The organism is Pollutimonas subterranea (genome assembly GCF_002849655.1).
Classification (GTDB): domain Bacteria; phylum Pseudomonadota; class Gammaproteobacteria; order Burkholderiales; family Burkholderiaceae_B; genus Pollutimonas; species Pollutimonas subterranea.
This window is the reverse complement of sequence record NZ_PDNW01000001.1, coordinates 1-15,972: the sequence shown is the minus strand read 5'-3', so window position 1 is coordinate 15,972 and position 15,972 is coordinate 1. Positions and strand designations below refer to the sequence as shown.

The window sequence follows — 15,972 nt, the reverse complement described above, 5'->3', positions numbered from 1 at the left end:
ACAGATAACCCACTTCTTACTTATGAAAACTTGATCCGTGAGCGACTCAACTTCAAACCGCAAGGGCAAACTGGCCCTGGACTTCAAAAGCGCCACGCTCTACGCCTTGCGCGTGGTCCTGCATAGCCACGATACGACCGAGCTCATCGCGGCCCTTGCACAGCGCATGCGTGACGCGGGCTCGTTCTTCGAGAACGAGCCGGTCGTCATCGACACGAACCAGATTGACGAGCCCATAGACTGGGCCGCATTGATCCAGGCGCTCAGTGAACACCGCCTGCATCCGGTCGGCGTCGTGGCGCAAGGCCCCAACCTCGAAGCCGCACAGCGCTGCGGCCTGGTGACGGTCGACCTGGCCAATCCGGCGCCCCGCCCCGCCAGTACGCCCGTCGCCGATAAAGACGTACCGGTGGTCGCGCCCCCCGTGGCCGATGAAGTGCCCGCCAATCTGCCGACCGAACCGGCGACACCCGAGGTGGCTCCCGCCGCCATGGTCATTAACCGGCAGCTTCGATCGGGCCAGAGAATTTACGCGCGCAACACCGACCTTATCGTTATTGGTGTCGTAAGCCAGGGTGCGGAAATTATTGCCGACGGCAACATCCACGTCTATGGCCCCCTCCGGGGCAAGGCGATGGCAGGCGCCCGGGGCGACACGAGCGCCCGAATATTCACCACTCAGCTCGACCCCGAATTGCTGGCCATTGCGGGTGTTTATCGCGTCATCGAAACCCGGCTCGATCCAAGCCTGCTCAACCAGCCCACCATTGTGCAGCTCGATGACGATCAATTGAAGATTACGGCACTGGGCAAGTAAGATATCTTTTGTTGCCAAGCCAAGCACAAATAGGAGCAAGATCGGGCACTATGTGACGATTTTGCTATACGATTACGTGATTTACCCAAACTAAAGGAATTCAATCGTCATGGCGCGAATTGTTGTGGTGACTTCCGGCAAAGGCGGGGTGGGCAAAACAACCACCAGTGCCAGCTTCTCTTCCGGACTGGCGATGCGGGGCCATAAAACAGTGGTTATCGACTTCGACGTGGGCTTGCGCAACCTCGACCTCATCATGGGTTGCGAGCGCCGCGTCGTTTACGATTTCGTAAATGTCATCCAAGGGGAAGCCACGCTTAACCAGGCGCTTATCCGTGACAAGCAACTTGAAAACCTGTTTATTCTGCCCGCATCCCAAACCCGTGACAAAGACGCGCTGAGCAAGGAAGGTGTCGAAAAGGCCCTCAAAGACCTCGCCGGCATGGGCTTTGAATACATCGTATGTGATTCACCCGCCGGTATCGAGACCGGGGCCTTGATGGCATCGTATTTCGCCGACGACGCGCTCGTAGTGACCAATCCGGAGGTTTCCTCGGTACGCGACTCCGATCGCATCCTGGGGATACTGTCCGCCAAGTCGCGGCGTGCCGAAAAAGGCGAGGATCCCATCAAAGAATATCTGCTGCTTACCCGATACAGTCCCAAGCGCGTCGCCGATGGTGAAATGCTGTCGCTTAAAGACATCGAAGACATCCTGCGCATCAAGCTGTTGGGTGTGGTTCCCGAATCCGAATCGGTGCTGCAGGCATCCAACCAAGGCGTTCCGGCCATCCACATACGCGATAGCGATGTATCGGCCGCTTACCAAGACATCGTGGCGCGCTATCTGGGCGAAGAAAAACCTCTGCGTTTCGTCGATTACGAAAAACCAGGCCTGTTCAAGCGCCTCTTCGGAGGAAAATAATATGTCCTTTCTGTCTTTCCTGCTCGGTGAAAAAAAGACTTCTGCCAGCGTCGCCAAAGACCGCTTGCAGCTCATCCTCATCAACGAACGTGGCGATGGCATCACTCCCGATTATCTGCCCCGCTTGCAGAAAGAACTGGTCGAGGTAATCTCGCGCTACGTCAAGATCAATCCTGAAGACATCAAGGTAAATCTTGACCGCCAGGATTCGCTCGAAATCCTTGAGGTCAAAATCGAGATGCCCCAACCCGAAACGCGCTAAGCAGAAAAAGCGTAAAGGTAAAAAAAAGCCGGCTCTTGATGAGCCGGCTTTTTACAGAAGCAATCTTATCGATTTTTGCCGACTTGGTCGCCGATGACGCCACCGATGGCCGCACCGCCCACCGTACCCAGCACACCACCGTTGGACAGTACTGCACCGCCCACCGCTCCAACACCCGCGCCAGTTGCTGCACTTTTTTGGCGGCTACTCATGCCGTCCCATGTGGAACAGCCAGCCATGGTGAAAGCCAGTACACCTACCGCGCCGAGCTTTGTGAAGGACGATAATTTCATATTCAATCTCCAGACATTACAAGCAATGCTTTACGTTACTCCAGTTTTCGCTGAACCGGCACCCCTGAAAGAACTACGTGGTTAACAGGCGAAACAGTTGTATCAGGAATACTTAACCGGCCTTAATGAGAGCGAGCACTTCTTTGAACTGCGGATGGTCCGGGGTTTCCAGCCATTCGAACATCGCCATCTCGGACGTGATTTGTTCGAGTCCATAATGGGACCAGCGCAGGCTTGCAGCCCGCTGGTCGTGCAGGTGGCGCGAGCCCACGCAATCGATGACAAGAATGGGCTGCAAGCCAATGCGGGCGAGCCCCAAGCCGGTTTGTAACACGCACACATGGGCCTCGGTGCCGATTAGCAACACGTTAGTGCGACCCGTAGGCAGATCGGGGCGAAAGTGCGATTCGCGCGTAGCGTCGAAATGGGTCTTGTGAATGACATGATCGACCCAGCGCCTAAGCACCGGGTCGGTCGCGCCTATTTTGCCGGCGCAATGCTCGGTGGCAATCACGGGAACGCCCAATAGTTGCGCTGCACGCGCCAGGCGCTCGGCGCACGCCAGCACCCGTTCGCGATCATGGATGGCCGGCAGCAAGGCCGATTGCATATCGACCAACAGAACCATTGAATCGTGGGTGCTCAGCATGGGCATTTCTCCGTTTTATAAGCCTATTTGAGTGCCTTATAGCGCAAGCGCTTGGGCTTGGCGCCCTCTTCACCGAGGCGGCGCTTTTTATCGGCCTCGTACTCCTGATAGTTGCCATCAAAGAATACCACCTCTGATTCACCCTCGAATGACAGAATATGCGTGGCAATACGGTCGAGAAACCACCGGTCATGGCTGATGACCATTACGCTGCCCGGGAATTCCAGCAGGGCGTCTTCCAGCGCCCGCAGGGTTTCAACGTCCAGATCGTTGGACGGCTCATCCAGCAACAGGACGTTTCCGCCGGCAATCAGTGTCTTGGCCAGGTGCAGGCGTCCGCGCTCGCCGCCGGACAGCTTGCCCACCAGCTTGTTCTGGTCGCCGCCCTTGAAATTGAAGCGTCCGAGGTAGGCACGCGAAGCCATCTCGAACCGGCCCACGGTAAGGATGTCGGCGCCATCGGATACGGCATCGAACACGGTCTTGTCGTCCGGCAAGGATTCGCGTGACTGGTCCACGAATGCCAGCTTGACGGACTTGCCGACATTGACAGACCCGGAGTCAGGCTGGTCCTGTCCGGCAATCATGCGGAAAAGGGTGGATTTACCGGCACCGTTGGGGCCGATGACGCCCACGATTGCGCCAGGCGGGACCTTGAAGCTGAGATTATCGATCAGTAAGCGATCTCCGAATGCCTTGCTGACATTCTCGAATTCAATCACCTCGTTGCCCAGGCGTTCGGACACAGGGATGAAGATTTCCTGTGTTTCGTTGCGCTTCTGATACTCATGGGAAGAAAGTTCTTCGAAGCGTGCGAGGCGAGCCTTGGCCTTGGCTTGCCGCCCCTTGGGGTTTTGCCGGACCCATTCCAGCTCTTTCTTGATGGTGCGCTGGCGGGCCGACTCGGACGATTCCTCTTGTTTCAGGCGATCATCCTTTTGCTCTAGCCACGAACTGTAGTTGCCTTTCCAGGGTATGCCGTAGCCCCGGTCGAGCTCGAGTATCCATTCGGCCGCGTTGTCCAGGAAATAGCGGTCATGCGTTACGCCCACGACGGTACCAGGGAACTTGCGCAGGAATTGTTCCAGCCACTCCACGCTTTCCGCGTCCAGGTGGTTGGTGGGCTCGTCCAGCAGCAACATGTCGGGCTTGGACAAAAGCAGGCGGCACAAGGCCACGCGACGTTTTTCGCCGCCCGAGAGCTTGCCGATCACGGCGTCCCAGGGAGCAAGCCGCAAGGCATCCGCAGCAATTTCCATTTGAAGCTCGATGTCGTCGGCGCCACTGGAGGCAGCCGCTGAAATGATGGCTTCCAGTTCGGCTTGCTCGTTCGCCAGCTTGTCGAAATCGGCGTCTGGCTCGGAATAGGCGGTGTAGACCTCTTCGAGACGTTTTCTGGCCGAAAAGAGTTCACCCAGGCCTTCCTCGACCGATTCGCGCACCGTGTGTTCCGCGTTGAGCAACGGTTCTTGCGGCAGATAACCAATCTTGAGTCCGGCCATGGGAATAGCCTCGCCCTCGATCTCCTGATCCAGGCCTGCCATGATCTTCAGCAGGGTTGATTTGCCCGAGCCGTTCAGGCCCAGCACGCCGATTTTGGCGCCGGGGAAAAACGACAAGGAGATGTCGCGCAGAATCTGACGTTTTGGCGGCACGATCTTGCCGACCCGGTTCATCGAATATACGTATTGAGCCATAACCTGAAAAGCCATGAAAGGATAAAGCACCAATTGTAGGCCGGGCGCGGGAATAAAGTATTGGCGGAAAAATACAACTCCGGCTCACATCCGCCGCGCTTGCCTTAAAATAAGTGATTCACTCACGATCCCGAGCACAATGTCTACCACTCAAGAATCGCCACTGGTCTTTACGGCCGACGAACTCGACCTCATCGGCCGTACTGCCGACGCGCTAAGTGCCTATATGGGCAAGCCGGTACTGGCCGAGGTCATTGATGCTGACGAAACTGGCTTTGAATGGGCGCTGTTTGCTGTGCCGCTCGATGTCGACGACAAGACAGACGATCTTGTCCTCGTTCAGGTGGGCGGCCCCGGCGCCAGAATTATCGGCAACCAGGGCGGGCTGACCATCGCAGACGGCGACGTATTCGAATGCGAATACCTTTGGGCAATCCAGTTGTCCGACCTCGAAGGTGTCCGGTTCATCAAGGTCGACCAGGAAGGCGAGGAGATCGCGTGGTCCGAGAACCTTCGCGACGTCCTGCCGTTCGTCATGGCCGACGAGCCGGTCAGCGACGACATCGACGACCTTGAAGACGACGAGCCGGATGACGATGACGACATCTTCGACCCTCACGAAGAGGCGACGCCACGCACCCTGCACTGAAGCAGGTCGCCGGATCAGGTTCGGGCGCGATCCCGCATGTATAGCAAAGCGCCTACCGGCCACATCAGGCCGACCAGCACCCGCGATCCCAGGCCACGCAAGCTGCGGTCAAGCGGCAACGGCTGATCGATATGCTTCAGGTGCAGGGCGAAGCGAGTATAACGCGCGGCTGCCATCAGGAAAGTCTGAGGCTGGTAGCGAAACCAGGGCAGACATTCCACGATCGTATCGTGCGCCAGCAGCCACAGACCCAGCGCGTGCTGCTGGCTTTCCCGGCCCTGCCTGGAGAGCGAATCGCCGCTGTCGTGGTAGACCCTGAACACCTGGTTCACAAAGCGCGTCTGGTAGCCGGCGCGGGCAATCGCACGCCACACCAGGCTTTCCGGCACAAAGCCAGCAATCTCTTCCGGAAAAGGAAACTGCAAAAGAACATCGGTGCGCAGGCAACCGAATTTCTCGCCCTTTATGTGATATTTGAAGGTCATGTCGAGCACGGTGGCGTCGAACACATCACTGGGGAACATGTCCCCCACGACATGTCCGTCCGGTCGCGCACACAGGCCTGTAATGGCCACGAACCTGGATCTTTCACCTGCAGGTATCCCAGCCCAGGCACCCGCCATGGCATACAGCGCGTTCGTGTCGAGGCTGTCGTCGCTATCGACAGCGACCACAAGTTCGCCATTCGCCTTCTTCACGCCCCGGTTGAAAGCCGTCTTCTTGTGCTGGTTCTTTTGCCATACATAATGAATGGGGAAGCTGGCCTCTTGTTGCCAAGCCATGACCATCGTGCGGGTATTGTCGGTCGAGCCATCGTCGACGATTACCCACTCGAAGTCTTGGAACGATTGCTCGCGCAGGGAAAGATACACTCTTTCCAACGTATGACCCCGGTTATACGTGGGCGTGATTACCGTGAACAGGTGACGCCAGGTTTGCATTGTCTCTTTCTATCTATCTTTGGTATTGAGCCGATGATAGGCGAAAAAAAAACCGCAGATATTGAATCTGCGGTTTCCTTGCCATACTTACATTCCGTCATAGTTTGTGCAACAAATACGGCTTTCGCTACAAAAACCCTAAACGATGCACCACGGCGGCATGCGCAAGAGGCTTAGGCGCGTTTGACCTTTTCGAGCATCTTGAAGACGCCTTTAGGTGCGCGGATGAAAAGGCGCTTGAAGGCCTTGCCCAAGCACTTGCGTTCCAGGGTGTTGCGACGCGTACGTTTGATTTCTGCCATGATGATCTCCGATCTTTACATGCATAGGCGCGCAAAGACGCGGGCCCTAAATTTGGTTAACTCGCCATTCTAACCTAGAAATCGACTTCCACCAAAAAAGTGCCCCCACGCTGCGCCTACGGCTTGCTGCCCCCCGAGGGGGCGCTTTTTATCTTGGGGCGGCCCGGCGATAAAAAAGTGGCCCCGCCGCGCCGGAAAAAGAACGATTATCATATTGTCATGAGCTCAAACATACGCATCTTCGGCGCGCGCCAGAACAATCTCAAGAATCTTGACGTTTCCATCAATACCGGCGAATTGCTGGTGCTGACAGGCGTCTCAGGGTCGGGGAAAAGCTCCCTGGCGTTCGACACGCTGTATGCCGAAGGGCAGCGCCGGTATGTGGAAACGTTCTCGCCCTATGCCCGGCAGTTCCTGGACCGCATGGATAAGCCCCAAGTGGACCGGATCGAAGGCATATTGCCGGCGATCGCCATCGACCAGGTCAATCCGGTGCGCAATTCCCGCAGCACCGTGGGCACGATGACCGAACTCAATGATCATCTCAAGCTGTTGTATGCGCGCCTGGGCCGGCTGTATTGCCAGTGCTGCGGAACTCAAGTCCTGCGCGACAATCCCGAATCCATCCAGCAGCAATTGGCCGTGCGCACCCAGCCTGCCGATCCGCGCCTGGTCATCACCTTTCCCATCGTCGTACCGGCGAATTTCACCGAAGAAGAGGTGCGCGGCTTTCTGGACCAGCAAGGCTACACACGCATTCATCACGAAGAAACCCGCCTGCAGGCGCCGCCTGCTCAAAAAACCAAAGGGAAAAGCAAGCGCACGGCCAAGGCTGAAAAGCTCAGGGTGTTGTATGTCATCCAGGATCGTTTCCGCTACGGCACGGCGGAACCCCAGAGGGTCATGGAGGCGCTGGACGCTGCACTGAAACAGGGCGATGGCCACATCACCGTTTACGCGGCGGGCGAGTCCGCCGACGAGGAAACCGCCTGGCGCTTCAGCAACAGGCTGCATTGCGCCCATTGCGATGTTGAATATTCATCGCCCTTGCCCAGCACTTTTTCCTTCAACTCGCCCTTGGGTGCGTGCGAATCGTGCCGAGGCTTCGGCCGCGTCATGGGTATCGACTACGGGCTTGTCGTACCGGATCAAAAGAAAACCTTGCGTGGCGGGGCGATCAAGCCATGGCAAACGGCCAGCTACAAAGAATGCCAGACCGAGATGGAACAGTATGCGCCCGCAGCGGGCGTCCGGCTGGACGTCCCATGGGAAGCGCTGGATGAGCATGAAAGACGTTGGGTGATCGACGGGACGCCCGACTGGCGCGGCGGACAGAACGCCTGGAAAACCCAGTGGTATGGCGCTCAACGCTTTTTCGACTGGCTCGAATCCCGTGCCTACAAGATGCATGTGCGCGTACTGCTGTCCAAATACAGAAGCTATACCCCATGCCCATCTTGCGGCGGCGCGCGACTGAAACCCGATGCCACGCTCTGGCGCCTGGGCAACGACACCGCGCATGACGATGACAAGGGCTATCCCCGGTTCATGCCGGTGCATGCCAGCTGGAGCCGCGAAACACTCAACACCCTGCCCGGCCTGGGCATCCATGACCTGATGCGTTTGCCGATCGAGCGGGTGCGCGATCACTTCTTCGACATCAGCTTCGGGGCCAGTATCGACGCGGCCATCGATCTCTTGCTGGATGAGGTGCGAACGCGCCTGAAATTCCTGTGCGACGTCGGGCTGGGATACCTGTCGCTGGATCGTCAAAGCCGCACGCTGTCGGGCGGCGAAGTCCAACGCATCAATTTGACCACGGCACTGGGCACCTCGCTGGTCAACACCCTTTTCGTACTCGATGAGCCGTCCATCGGCTTGCACCCCCGCGACATGCACCGCGTCGTGGAGGTCATGCACCGGCTGCGCGCCAACGGCAATACGCTGGTTGTGGTCGAGCACGATCCCCAGGTCATGATAGCGGCCGACCGCATCATGGATATCGGTCCGGGCCCCGGCGAGCGCGGCGGGCAGATCGTCTTCGACGGCACTCCCCAGGAATTGCGCAATGCCGACACACTGACCGGGCGTTATCTGGGCGGACGCCTGCGGGTGGAGGCACCGCGGCCCATGCCGGTGGCACCCGGTACACCCCGGCTGCTGCTGGAAGGCGCCAACGCCAATAACCTCAGAAATGTTTCGGTTTCCATTCCGCTGGGAAGACTCGTGTGCGTAACCGGCGTATCCGGGTCGGGCAAGTCCACCTTGATCCAGGATGTGCTGTATCCGGCCATCCTCAAGCAAAAAGGCAGGCCTACCGAAGCGCCAGGAGAGCATCAGCATCTGCTCGGTGTGGAGCAACTGGCCGATGTGGTCATGGTGGATCAGACGCCTATCGGAAAGACGGCGCGCTCCAATCCAGCCAGTTACGTGGGCGCCTTTGATCCCATCCGCAAGCTGTTTGCGCAAGCGCCCCTGTCGAGGGAGCGCGGCTATACGGCGGGCACATTCAGCTTCAACACCGGAGACGGCCGCTGCCCCACTTGCGGCGGCACCGGATTCGAACACGTCGAAATGCAGTTCCTGTCCGATGTGTATCTGCGTTGCCCGGATTGCGACGGCAAACGATTCCGCCCGGAAATCCTGGAAGTCAAGGTCGAACACCTGGGACGCAGCGCATCCATCGACCAGGTGCTGGCGATGACGATCAGTGAAGCGCTGTCGTTCTTCAGCGGACTGCGCGATGTGCAATGGGGGTTGGCCCCCCTGGCCGATGTTGGGCTGGAGTATGTACAGTTGGGACAACCCGTGCCGACGCTGTCGGGCGGCGAAGCGCAGCGGCTGAAGCTGGCCGGCCATCTGGCGGCGGCAACGCGTAGCGGTATTTCCTCGGCCAAGGTCGCCAAGAAAGGCAGCCTTTTCCTGTTTGACGAGCCGACGACAGGTTTGCACTTCGATGACGTGGCCCGACTGATGCGCGCGTTTCGCAAGCTACTGGGCGCCGGCCATTCCCTGCTTATCATCGAACATAATCTCGATGTCATCAGGGCCGCGGACTGGCTGATCGACCTGGGTCCGGAGGGCGGCGACGCCGGCGGCATGGTGGTGGGCGTGGGCACGCCAGACGATCTTATGCAGAACAAGGCTTCGCATACAGGCCAGGCGCTGGTCGATTACACCAGCGCCATCGTCTACGAAGACAAGTCCCACCAGGCACGCTTGCTGGCAGAACCGGTAAAGCAATATGGCAGCGAAAACGGCACTCCCTTGCAGACACTTGTCAGGCAGAAGCGGGGTCAGGCGCAAAGCATCGATATCGTCAATGCCCGCGAGCATAATCTCAAGGGGATCAACGTCAGCATTCCCCACGATACATTCACCGTGATTACCGGAGTTTCCGGTTCCGGTAAGTCAACGCTGGCCTTCGATATTCTGTTCAATGAAGGACAGCGCCGCTACCTGGAATCACTGAACGCCTACGCGCGCGCCATCGTTCAGCCGGCGGGCAAGCCGGATGTCGACGCCATCTACGGTATTCCGCCCACCGTCGCCATCGAGCAGCGCACCAGCCGGGGTGGCCGAAAATCCACCGTGGCCACCATGACGGAAATCCACCATTTCCTGCGCCTACTCTACGTAAAGCTGGGCACGCAAATGTGTCCGACCTGCGATGTCGCCGTCGAGCCGCAGAAGGCCGAGCAGATCGTCGCCCAGCTTATGCGTGATTACAAGGGACAGCACATAGGGGTGCTGTCGCCGCTGGTCACCGCGCGCAAAGGCTATTACACCGATCTGGCGAAATGGGCGGGCACGAAAGGCTACTCGCACCTGCGGGTGGACGGCGAATTTATCTCCGTAGCGCCTTGGCCCCGACTCGATCGCTACAAGGAACACAGTATCGAACTGCCCATTGCCGACTTGCTGGTCGATGCCAACCATGAACCGGCGCTGCGAGAAGCCATACGCAGCGCGCTGGAGCATGGCCAGGGCAGCCTGAGCATACTCGCCGGCCTGACCGACGGTAACGCCGCCACCGTGGAGGAGCGCCGCCTGGACGGGCTCAGCGATGTGTCCCCGCAGCACCATTTCTCGGTCAAACGCGCCTGCCCCTGCTGCGGCACCAGCTTTCCCGAGCCTGATCCACGCATGTTCTCGTACAACTCCAAGCATGGCTGGTGCACCGCCTGTTTTGGAACCGGACTTCAGCTTTCCGGCTTTGATGCCGAGCAAACGGGTGAAGAGACCGCGTGGAATGCCTGGTATGAAGGCGCCACGGAAACGTGCAGCAGCTGTCACGGCGATCGCCTTAATCCCGTATCGCGCGCCTTCCGCTGGCGCGGGCGCTCCATTGCCGAACTGGCGGCCCTGCCGGTGTCGGATGCGCGTACCTTCTTTACAGGCTTGGTCAGCCAGGGCCGCGAGGTGGAAATCGCCCGCGATATCCTGGCTGAGATCCAGGGCCGCCTGGACTTCATGCAGGAAGTGGGCCTGAGCTATCTGGCACTGGATCGCGCTGCACCCACCTTATCCGGCGGCGAAGCGCAGCGGATACGGCTTGCTGCCCAACTGGGCTCGAACCTGCAGGGCGTCTGTTATGTGCTGGACGAACCCACCATAGGCCTGCATCCCCGCGATAACCAGATCCTGCTGAATGCACTGGCCGCACTGGAAGGCAATGGCAATACGCTGGTAGTCGTGGAACATGACGAAGACACCATACGGCGCGCCACACACGTTATCGACATAGGCCCCGGCGCCGGTGTGCGCGGCGGCATGGTGGTTGCGCAAGGCAGCGTACAGGACATCATCGACAGTCCCGCCTCGATCACCGGGCGCTATCTGAAAACACCCTTGCGCCATCCCTTGCAGGCACGCCGCCCCGTGGACAAGGACACCCCCATGATCACGGTCAGCCGGGCGCATTTGCATAACCTGCACAATGTGACGGCCAGCCTGCCTGTCGGCCGCCTCAGCGTGGTCACCGGCGTTTCGGGATCGGGTAAATCCACCCTCGCCCGGGACGTCTTGCTGGACAACCTGGCCCAGGCGGTTTCGCAACGGCGTGCACCCGCGTGGCACGGCTGCGTCGAGATCACCGGATGGGAACATATCGACCGCGTGCTCGAAGTGGACCAGACGCCCATAGGCAAGACACCGCGCTCCTGCCCGGCCACCTATATCGGCTTCTGGGATGATGTGCGCAAGCTTTTTGCAGAAACACGCGATGCCCGCATACGGGGCTGGTCTGCGGCGCGCTTCTCATTCAATACCGGCGAAGGACGATGCCCGGTGTGCGAAGGCCAGGGACTGCGCACCATAGAGATGAGCTTCCTGCCGGACGTCAAGGTGCTCTGCGACGCTTGCACCGGCGAGCGCTTCAACCGCGATACGCTCAATGTGACGTGGCGCGACAAGAACGCGGGCGAAGTTCTGAAAATGGAGGTCGACGAGGCCATTACCTATTTCGCCGCCCATTCCAAGATTTCCCGTCCCTTGCAATTGATGCAGGACGTGGGCCTGGGCTACCTGACGCTGGGCCAGCCCTCCCCCACCTTGTCGGGCGGCGAAGCGCAGCGCATCAAGCTGGTCACGGAACTGACCAAGGCAAGACTGACCGATGGCGTGATCAAGACCGGCCGGGCTTCGCGTATCCCGCATACCCTGTATGTGCTTGACGAGCCGACGGTAGGCCTTTCCATGGCCGACGTCGAGAAGCTCATCCATGTGTTGCACCGCCTGGTCGCCGCGGGCAATACCGTCGTGGTCATCGAACACAATCTGGACGTGATCGCTGAAGCCGACTGGATACTCGACCTCGGGCCGGAAGGCGGCAACGGTGGCGGACGCCTGGTTGCCGAAGGAACACCGGAGCATATCGTGAGCCTGAAGGACCAGTCCCATACGGGAGCGGTATTGGGACCTTTCCTGCACGCCTCCAGCTAGGGCAGGCCCTGATGCTTTGTCGTTTCGAAGACCGTCTGTCGGGGCGGGCGCTGGAGCTGCTCGATCTCAGTCACCGTATTCAGGCGTGCAGTGCGGACGAGCTGCCTGCAGCATTTGCCGACATCGAGGCCGCCCGGCGGCAAGGATACTGGGTGGCCCTGCTGCTGGATTACGAACTGGGCGAATGGCTGGAACCTGCCGTACTGGCACCGGTCGCGGCATCGACAGGAGCCGGGATGCGTCCTACGGATCCCGACCCAGCACCACGCCTTACCGCATTGGTTTATGGGCAGGCGGCGCGTGTGCCGGTATGGAGCGCCCCCGCCGCCTGTAGCACTGTAGGCCTGGATACCCATCCCCTGATCGAAAAGAATCAGTATCTGCGACAGGTGGAAGACATACGAGCCAGCATAGGCCGCGGCGAACTCTATCAAGCCAACTATACGTTTCCGATAAGGGTTGCCACGGCTACGCCGCACCGGGATCTATACCGGGCCATCGCTGCACGGCACCCCGCCGGCCATGCGGCCTATATTGAAGACGGTTCACGCACGATATTGTCGTTTTCGCCCGAGCTGTTCTTTGCCCGCAAGGGTGCGACGCTGACCGTGCGCCCCATGAAGGGAACAGCGCCGCGCCATGCCGATCCAGTGCTGGACCAACGGGCGGCCCAAGAGCTCTTGCGTAGCGAAAAAAACCGTGCCGAAAACCTGATGATCGTCGACCTGTTGCGCAACGACCTGGGACGGCTGGCTACGCCAGGTTCAGTCAAGGTCGACACGCTTTTTTCCCTGGAATGCTATCCATCGGTCTGGACGCTTACTTCCACCATCAGTGCGCAAGCGCCGGATAAAAGCCTGGAGGAATTATTGCGGGCGCTTTTCCCTTGCGGCTCAATCACCGGTGCGCCGAAAATCGCCGCCATGAAAAAAATCCGCAAACTGGAAGTCCACCCTCGCGGCATTTACTGCGGCAGTGTGGGCTGGCTGGCTCCAGACGGCGACTGCTCCCTGAATGTAGCCATACGGACCATTGTCATGCAGCATGACGGCTCAGGCAGGTTCGGCGTAGGAGGCGGCATTGTGTACGACTCAGATGCCGAGCTCGAGTGGCAAGAATGCCAGTGGAAAGCCCGCCTATTGCAGCTTGGCGGTTTCCCCTAGAGCATTTTCGGTTCAAGTGTTTACGGGACGTTGCTTTAGTGACGTTGTCCTGCTCTGATGACGTTGTCCGGGGTGGGTGTGGACTGGTCCAAGCTTCGCAGATGCAAAAAGGTGGGTGTCTCGGGGGCTGTGCAGGCGCCTCGCGCACGCCGTTTCGGTTAGTCCCATCGAGGAGGCAAGGCCGCGGCTGTCTGAGCCCGACGGGTGTCGGACCACCGGTCCGACCGGGGCGAGTTCCGCGGTCGCCTCGATGGGACTGACCGGAACGGGTACCCCTGGCAACGCCAAGGGGCGTAGCGCGCGAAGCCGAAACAGCGCCCGACACACCCGCCTTTCTAAAGAGCGAAAAGCCGCCCCCAACGCCTCCGCGCTGCAGCGGACCTTGTAAACACCTCGACCAAAAATGCTCTAGCGTTCTTTCACCCAGAGTCAAAGCGTGGCAGTCAGCCAGCCGCGCAATGCATTGGATACGCGAATGGCGGGCGACCTCAGGAACTGTTCCCGCGTGATGCGGGCTTCCCGGACCTGTCCGCTATCCAGCAAGCTGCGGCGCTGGACGCCTGGCAACAAGCCACAGTCCAGTGGCGGCGTAAGCCACGTACTGCTGTCCGCATCCAGAATGTAGATATTGCTGCGGCTCCCTTCACATACCTCGTCCCGCTCGTTGCAAAACACCACATCGAAATATGCGGGGTTGCGCGCCAGCCAGGCCTGGGCAGCCTCGTACCATGGCCTATGGGTGGTCTTGTGCCGCAACCACATCCGGTCAGCCTGCAGCGTCGTCGCGCTGAGATGCAGGCGTACGGGCTCGGACGTTGGAGGCAAGGGGTTGGACTCCAGCGAATAGTCGCCGTTCTGGCTCAGCAACACGCGCAGTCGATGGCTGCTGTCGGCGTCCAGCTTGCCGATGTGCGCCTGCGCGTCGCGCAGCAAACGATCGGCCGGCCAAGCGTGGCCCAATGCCGTGCAAGAGTCCTGCAAGCGCTGCCAATGGAGCGCCAGCAAGGGCGCGTGCCGGCCCACTTCTATCCTTATGGTTTCAATAAGCTGGATGCAAGGCTGGGACATGATTGCGGTCCCGCCTCAGGCAATGTCGTTCACGACGCCGGCCGCCATAGACCGGCCCCGGAACCAGTTGACGAGAACCGCAGCGATCAACAGCAAACCCAGGTAGCCCAGCAAGGGATAAACGCTGCCCACCAAGGTCGTAAAGCCGACGAAGCTGAGCACCAGGCCGATGGTGCAGGACGATAGGCTGAGTACGCGGAACCGGCCAGTTTCGGGACTGGAAAAACGTGCACTGAACGCAAAGAACATGCCCACCGCCGTGCTGTAGATCATGCATGTAATCGAGACCGTCATCAGTATGCCGACGACAGGCGAGAGCCGCGATGCCAGCATGAGCGTAGGCAATTCCGCGCCGTGCAACTGATTCAGGTTGGAAAACAGGCTGACGTTGAGCAGCAGGATCAATAGCCCCAAGCCGACGCCTCCCAGCGCTCCGCCTCGCGAGGTGGTCTTGATGTCGCGGCTGCGCCCCGAGATCACCGCCAGCATCGGGAAGCCAACGGCAATATTGAAGGAGGCGTAAAGTACTGCGCCCAGGGCCCAGTGCGGCGCCACCGTTTCCTGGCCCTGGCTCAGCGTCAACAACTGATCCAGATCAGCATTGCTGGTAAACAGCGAATACGTCGTAATGACCAGGACCAGCGCCATCAGCAAGGGCGTCGCGAGACTGACCAGATCGATGATCCGTTTCACGTTCAGGCACAAGGTCAGCACGACCAGGACCGTCATGAAAACACTGCCGACCACCGGAGAAAAACCAAACTGCTGCTTGAATAAAGACCCGGCTGCCGCCAGCATGGCCACGCCGACCCCAAACAGGAAAAAGGTGAGCAGAATGTCCATGACCGCTCCGGCGCGACGGCCGAACAACAAACACAACACGTCTTTGTGCGACTGTGCTTGCGATGTTGTGCTGATGCGCGCAATCTGCATACCCAGGAATGCGAACAGCAAGCCGGCGAGCACGGTGCCCGCAATGCTGGCCATGCCATAGCCGGTAAAGAACTGGAGAATTTCCTGACCGGAAGCGAATCCGCCGCCGATGATCACGCCCATGTAGGCAAAAGCAAGCTGTACCGCGTATTTATTCATATCAACGTGTGAACCATGATCCTGTAAGCCAGGCGCGATTGTACTAGCCCGGAAATTTCATTATTGTTGTAGAAACGGGTAGGCAATCCCGTGCCAAAGGCTTATGGTTACTGGTATTCGACGCCACAACCAAACGGGATTGCCTATGCCAAATCGTACCACTGAACATCT

13 protein-coding genes are annotated in these 15,972 nt (G+C 59.2%); 6 read left to right on the top strand and 7 right to left on the bottom strand.

Annotated elements, in window-relative coordinates; translation table 11 throughout:
* Positions 1-37 precede the first annotated feature (37 nt).
* From minC to minE, 3 genes are all read left to right on the top strand, one after another.
* A complete protein-coding gene (gene minC / locus CR159_RS00060; RefSeq protein ID WP_102071968.1) occupies positions 38-817 on the top strand; it encodes a septum site-determining protein MinC in 780 nt (259 codons plus the stop codon).
* A 109-nt stretch (positions 818-926) separates the two neighbouring features.
* Positions 927-1,742, top strand: coding sequence for a septum site-determining protein MinD (gene minD, locus CR159_RS00055; RefSeq protein WP_102071967.1), 816 nt, complete (start codon positions 927-929; stop codon positions 1,740-1,742).
* 1 nt (position 1,743) lies between these two features.
* Positions 1,744-2,004 carry a cell division topological specificity factor MinE gene (minE, locus tag CR159_RS00050; RefSeq protein ID WP_073103520.1) on the top strand — a complete coding sequence of 87 codons (261 nt, stop codon included), beginning with the start codon at positions 1,744-1,746 and terminating at the stop codon, positions 2,002-2,004.
* Positions 2,005-2,069: 65 nt separating this feature from the next.
* Here the strand turns inward: minE and CR159_RS00045 are convergent, their stop codons facing one another.
* The 3 genes from CR159_RS00045 to ettA form a co-directional block, all read right to left on the bottom strand.
* Entirely contained in the window at positions 2,070-2,297 is a 228-nt protein-coding gene (locus CR159_RS00045) for a YMGG-like glycine zipper-containing protein (protein ID WP_102071966.1), read from the bottom strand.
* A 112-nt stretch (positions 2,298-2,409) separates the two neighbouring features.
* Complete coding sequence (locus CR159_RS00040) at positions 2,410-2,946, bottom strand: isochorismatase family protein (RefSeq protein WP_233208109.1); 537 nt, start codon at positions 2,944-2,946, stop codon at positions 2,410-2,412.
* A gap of 23 nt (positions 2,947-2,969) precedes the next feature.
* Positions 2,970-4,643: an energy-dependent translational throttle protein EttA gene (gene ettA / locus CR159_RS00035; protein ID WP_102072403.1), complete on the bottom strand. Its 1,674-nt coding sequence runs from the start codon at positions 4,641-4,643 to the stop codon at positions 2,970-2,972.
* 139 nt (positions 4,644-4,782) lie between these two features.
* Here ettA and CR159_RS00030 point away from each other — a divergent pair, with 139 nt between their 5' ends.
* On the top strand, positions 4,783-5,292 hold the full coding sequence (locus CR159_RS00030) for a hypothetical protein (RefSeq protein WP_102071964.1): 510 nt from the start codon (positions 4,783-4,785) through the stop codon (positions 5,290-5,292).
* A 14-nt stretch (positions 5,293-5,306) separates the two neighbouring features.
* On the opposite strand, the gene CR159_RS00025 is transcribed toward CR159_RS00030, so the two are convergent.
* Together CR159_RS00025 and CR159_RS22070 are read right to left on the bottom strand one after the other, a co-directional pair.
* On the bottom strand, positions 5,307-6,233 hold the full coding sequence (locus tag CR159_RS00025; RefSeq protein ID WP_102071963.1) for a glycosyltransferase family 2 protein: 927 nt from the start codon (positions 6,231-6,233) through the stop codon (positions 5,307-5,309).
* 173 nt (positions 6,234-6,406) lie between these two features.
* Entirely contained in the window at positions 6,407-6,535 is a 129-nt protein-coding gene (locus tag CR159_RS22070) for a hypothetical protein (protein ID WP_255398710.1), read from the bottom strand.
* Positions 6,536-6,754: 219 nt separating this feature from the next.
* On the opposite strand from CR159_RS22070, the gene uvrA reads away from it, so the two are divergent.
* Both uvrA and CR159_RS00015 read left to right on the top strand, forming a co-directional pair.
* On the top strand, positions 6,755-12,478 hold the full coding sequence (gene uvrA, locus CR159_RS00020; protein WP_102072402.1) for an excinuclease ABC subunit UvrA: 5,724 nt from the start codon (positions 6,755-6,757) through the stop codon (positions 12,476-12,478).
* Between the two features lie 11 nt (positions 12,479-12,489).
* A complete protein-coding gene (locus CR159_RS00015) occupies positions 12,490-13,641 on the top strand; it encodes an aminodeoxychorismate synthase component I (RefSeq protein WP_102071962.1) in 1,152 nt (383 codons plus the stop codon).
* A 429-nt stretch (positions 13,642-14,070) separates the two neighbouring features.
* Here CR159_RS00015 and CR159_RS00010 read toward each other — a convergent pair whose 3' ends face one another.
* Together CR159_RS00010 and CR159_RS00005 are read right to left on the bottom strand one after the other, a co-directional pair.
* A complete protein-coding gene (locus CR159_RS00010; protein ID WP_102071961.1) occupies positions 14,071-14,709 on the bottom strand; it encodes an aminotransferase class IV in 639 nt (212 codons plus the stop codon).
* A gap of 15 nt (positions 14,710-14,724) precedes the next feature.
* Positions 14,725-15,801, bottom strand: a complete 1,077-nt coding sequence (locus tag CR159_RS00005) for a YkvI family membrane protein (RefSeq protein WP_102071960.1) — start codon at positions 15,799-15,801, stop codon at positions 14,725-14,727.
* Positions 15,802-15,972 lie beyond the last annotated feature (171 nt).

Bases quoted from the DNA above. Each gene is read 5' to 3' on its own strand.
- ettA (WP_102072403.1), bottom strand. From the start codon at position 4,643: ATGGCTCAATACGTATATTCGATGAACCGGGTCGGCAAGATCGTGCCG.
- CR159_RS00025 (WP_102071963.1), bottom strand. From the start codon at position 6,233: ATGCAAACCTGGCGTCACCTGTTCACGGTAATCACGCCCACGTATAAC.
- CR159_RS00005 (WP_102071960.1), bottom strand. From the start codon at position 15,801: ATGAATAAATACGCGGTACAGCTTGCTTTTGCCTACATGGGCGTGATC.
- minE (WP_073103520.1), top strand. From the start codon at position 1,744: ATGTCCTTTCTGTCTTTCCTGCTCGGTGAAAAAAAGACTTCTGCCAGC.
- CR159_RS00030 (WP_102071964.1), top strand. From the start codon at position 4,783: ATGTCTACCACTCAAGAATCGCCACTGGTCTTTACGGCCGACGAACTC.
- minD (WP_102071967.1), top strand. From the start codon at position 927: ATGGCGCGAATTGTTGTGGTGACTTCCGGCAAAGGCGGGGTGGGCAAA.
- CR159_RS00040 (WP_233208109.1), bottom strand. From the start codon at position 2,946: ATGCTGAGCACCCACGATTCAATGGTTCTGTTGGTCGATATGCAATCG.
- CR159_RS00045 (WP_102071966.1), bottom strand. From the start codon at position 2,297: ATGAAATTATCGTCCTTCACAAAGCTCGGCGCGGTAGGTGTACTGGCT.
- CR159_RS00015 (WP_102071962.1), top strand. From the start codon at position 12,490: ATGCTTTGTCGTTTCGAAGACCGTCTGTCGGGGCGGGCGCTGGAGCTG.
- CR159_RS00010 (WP_102071961.1), bottom strand. From the start codon at position 14,709: ATGTCCCAGCCTTGCATCCAGCTTATTGAAACCATAAGGATAGAAGTG.
- uvrA (WP_102072402.1), top strand. From the start codon at position 6,755: ATGAGCTCAAACATACGCATCTTCGGCGCGCGCCAGAACAATCTCAAG.
- CR159_RS22070 (WP_255398710.1), bottom strand. From the start codon at position 6,535: ATGGCAGAAATCAAACGTACGCGTCGCAACACCCTGGAACGCAAGTGC.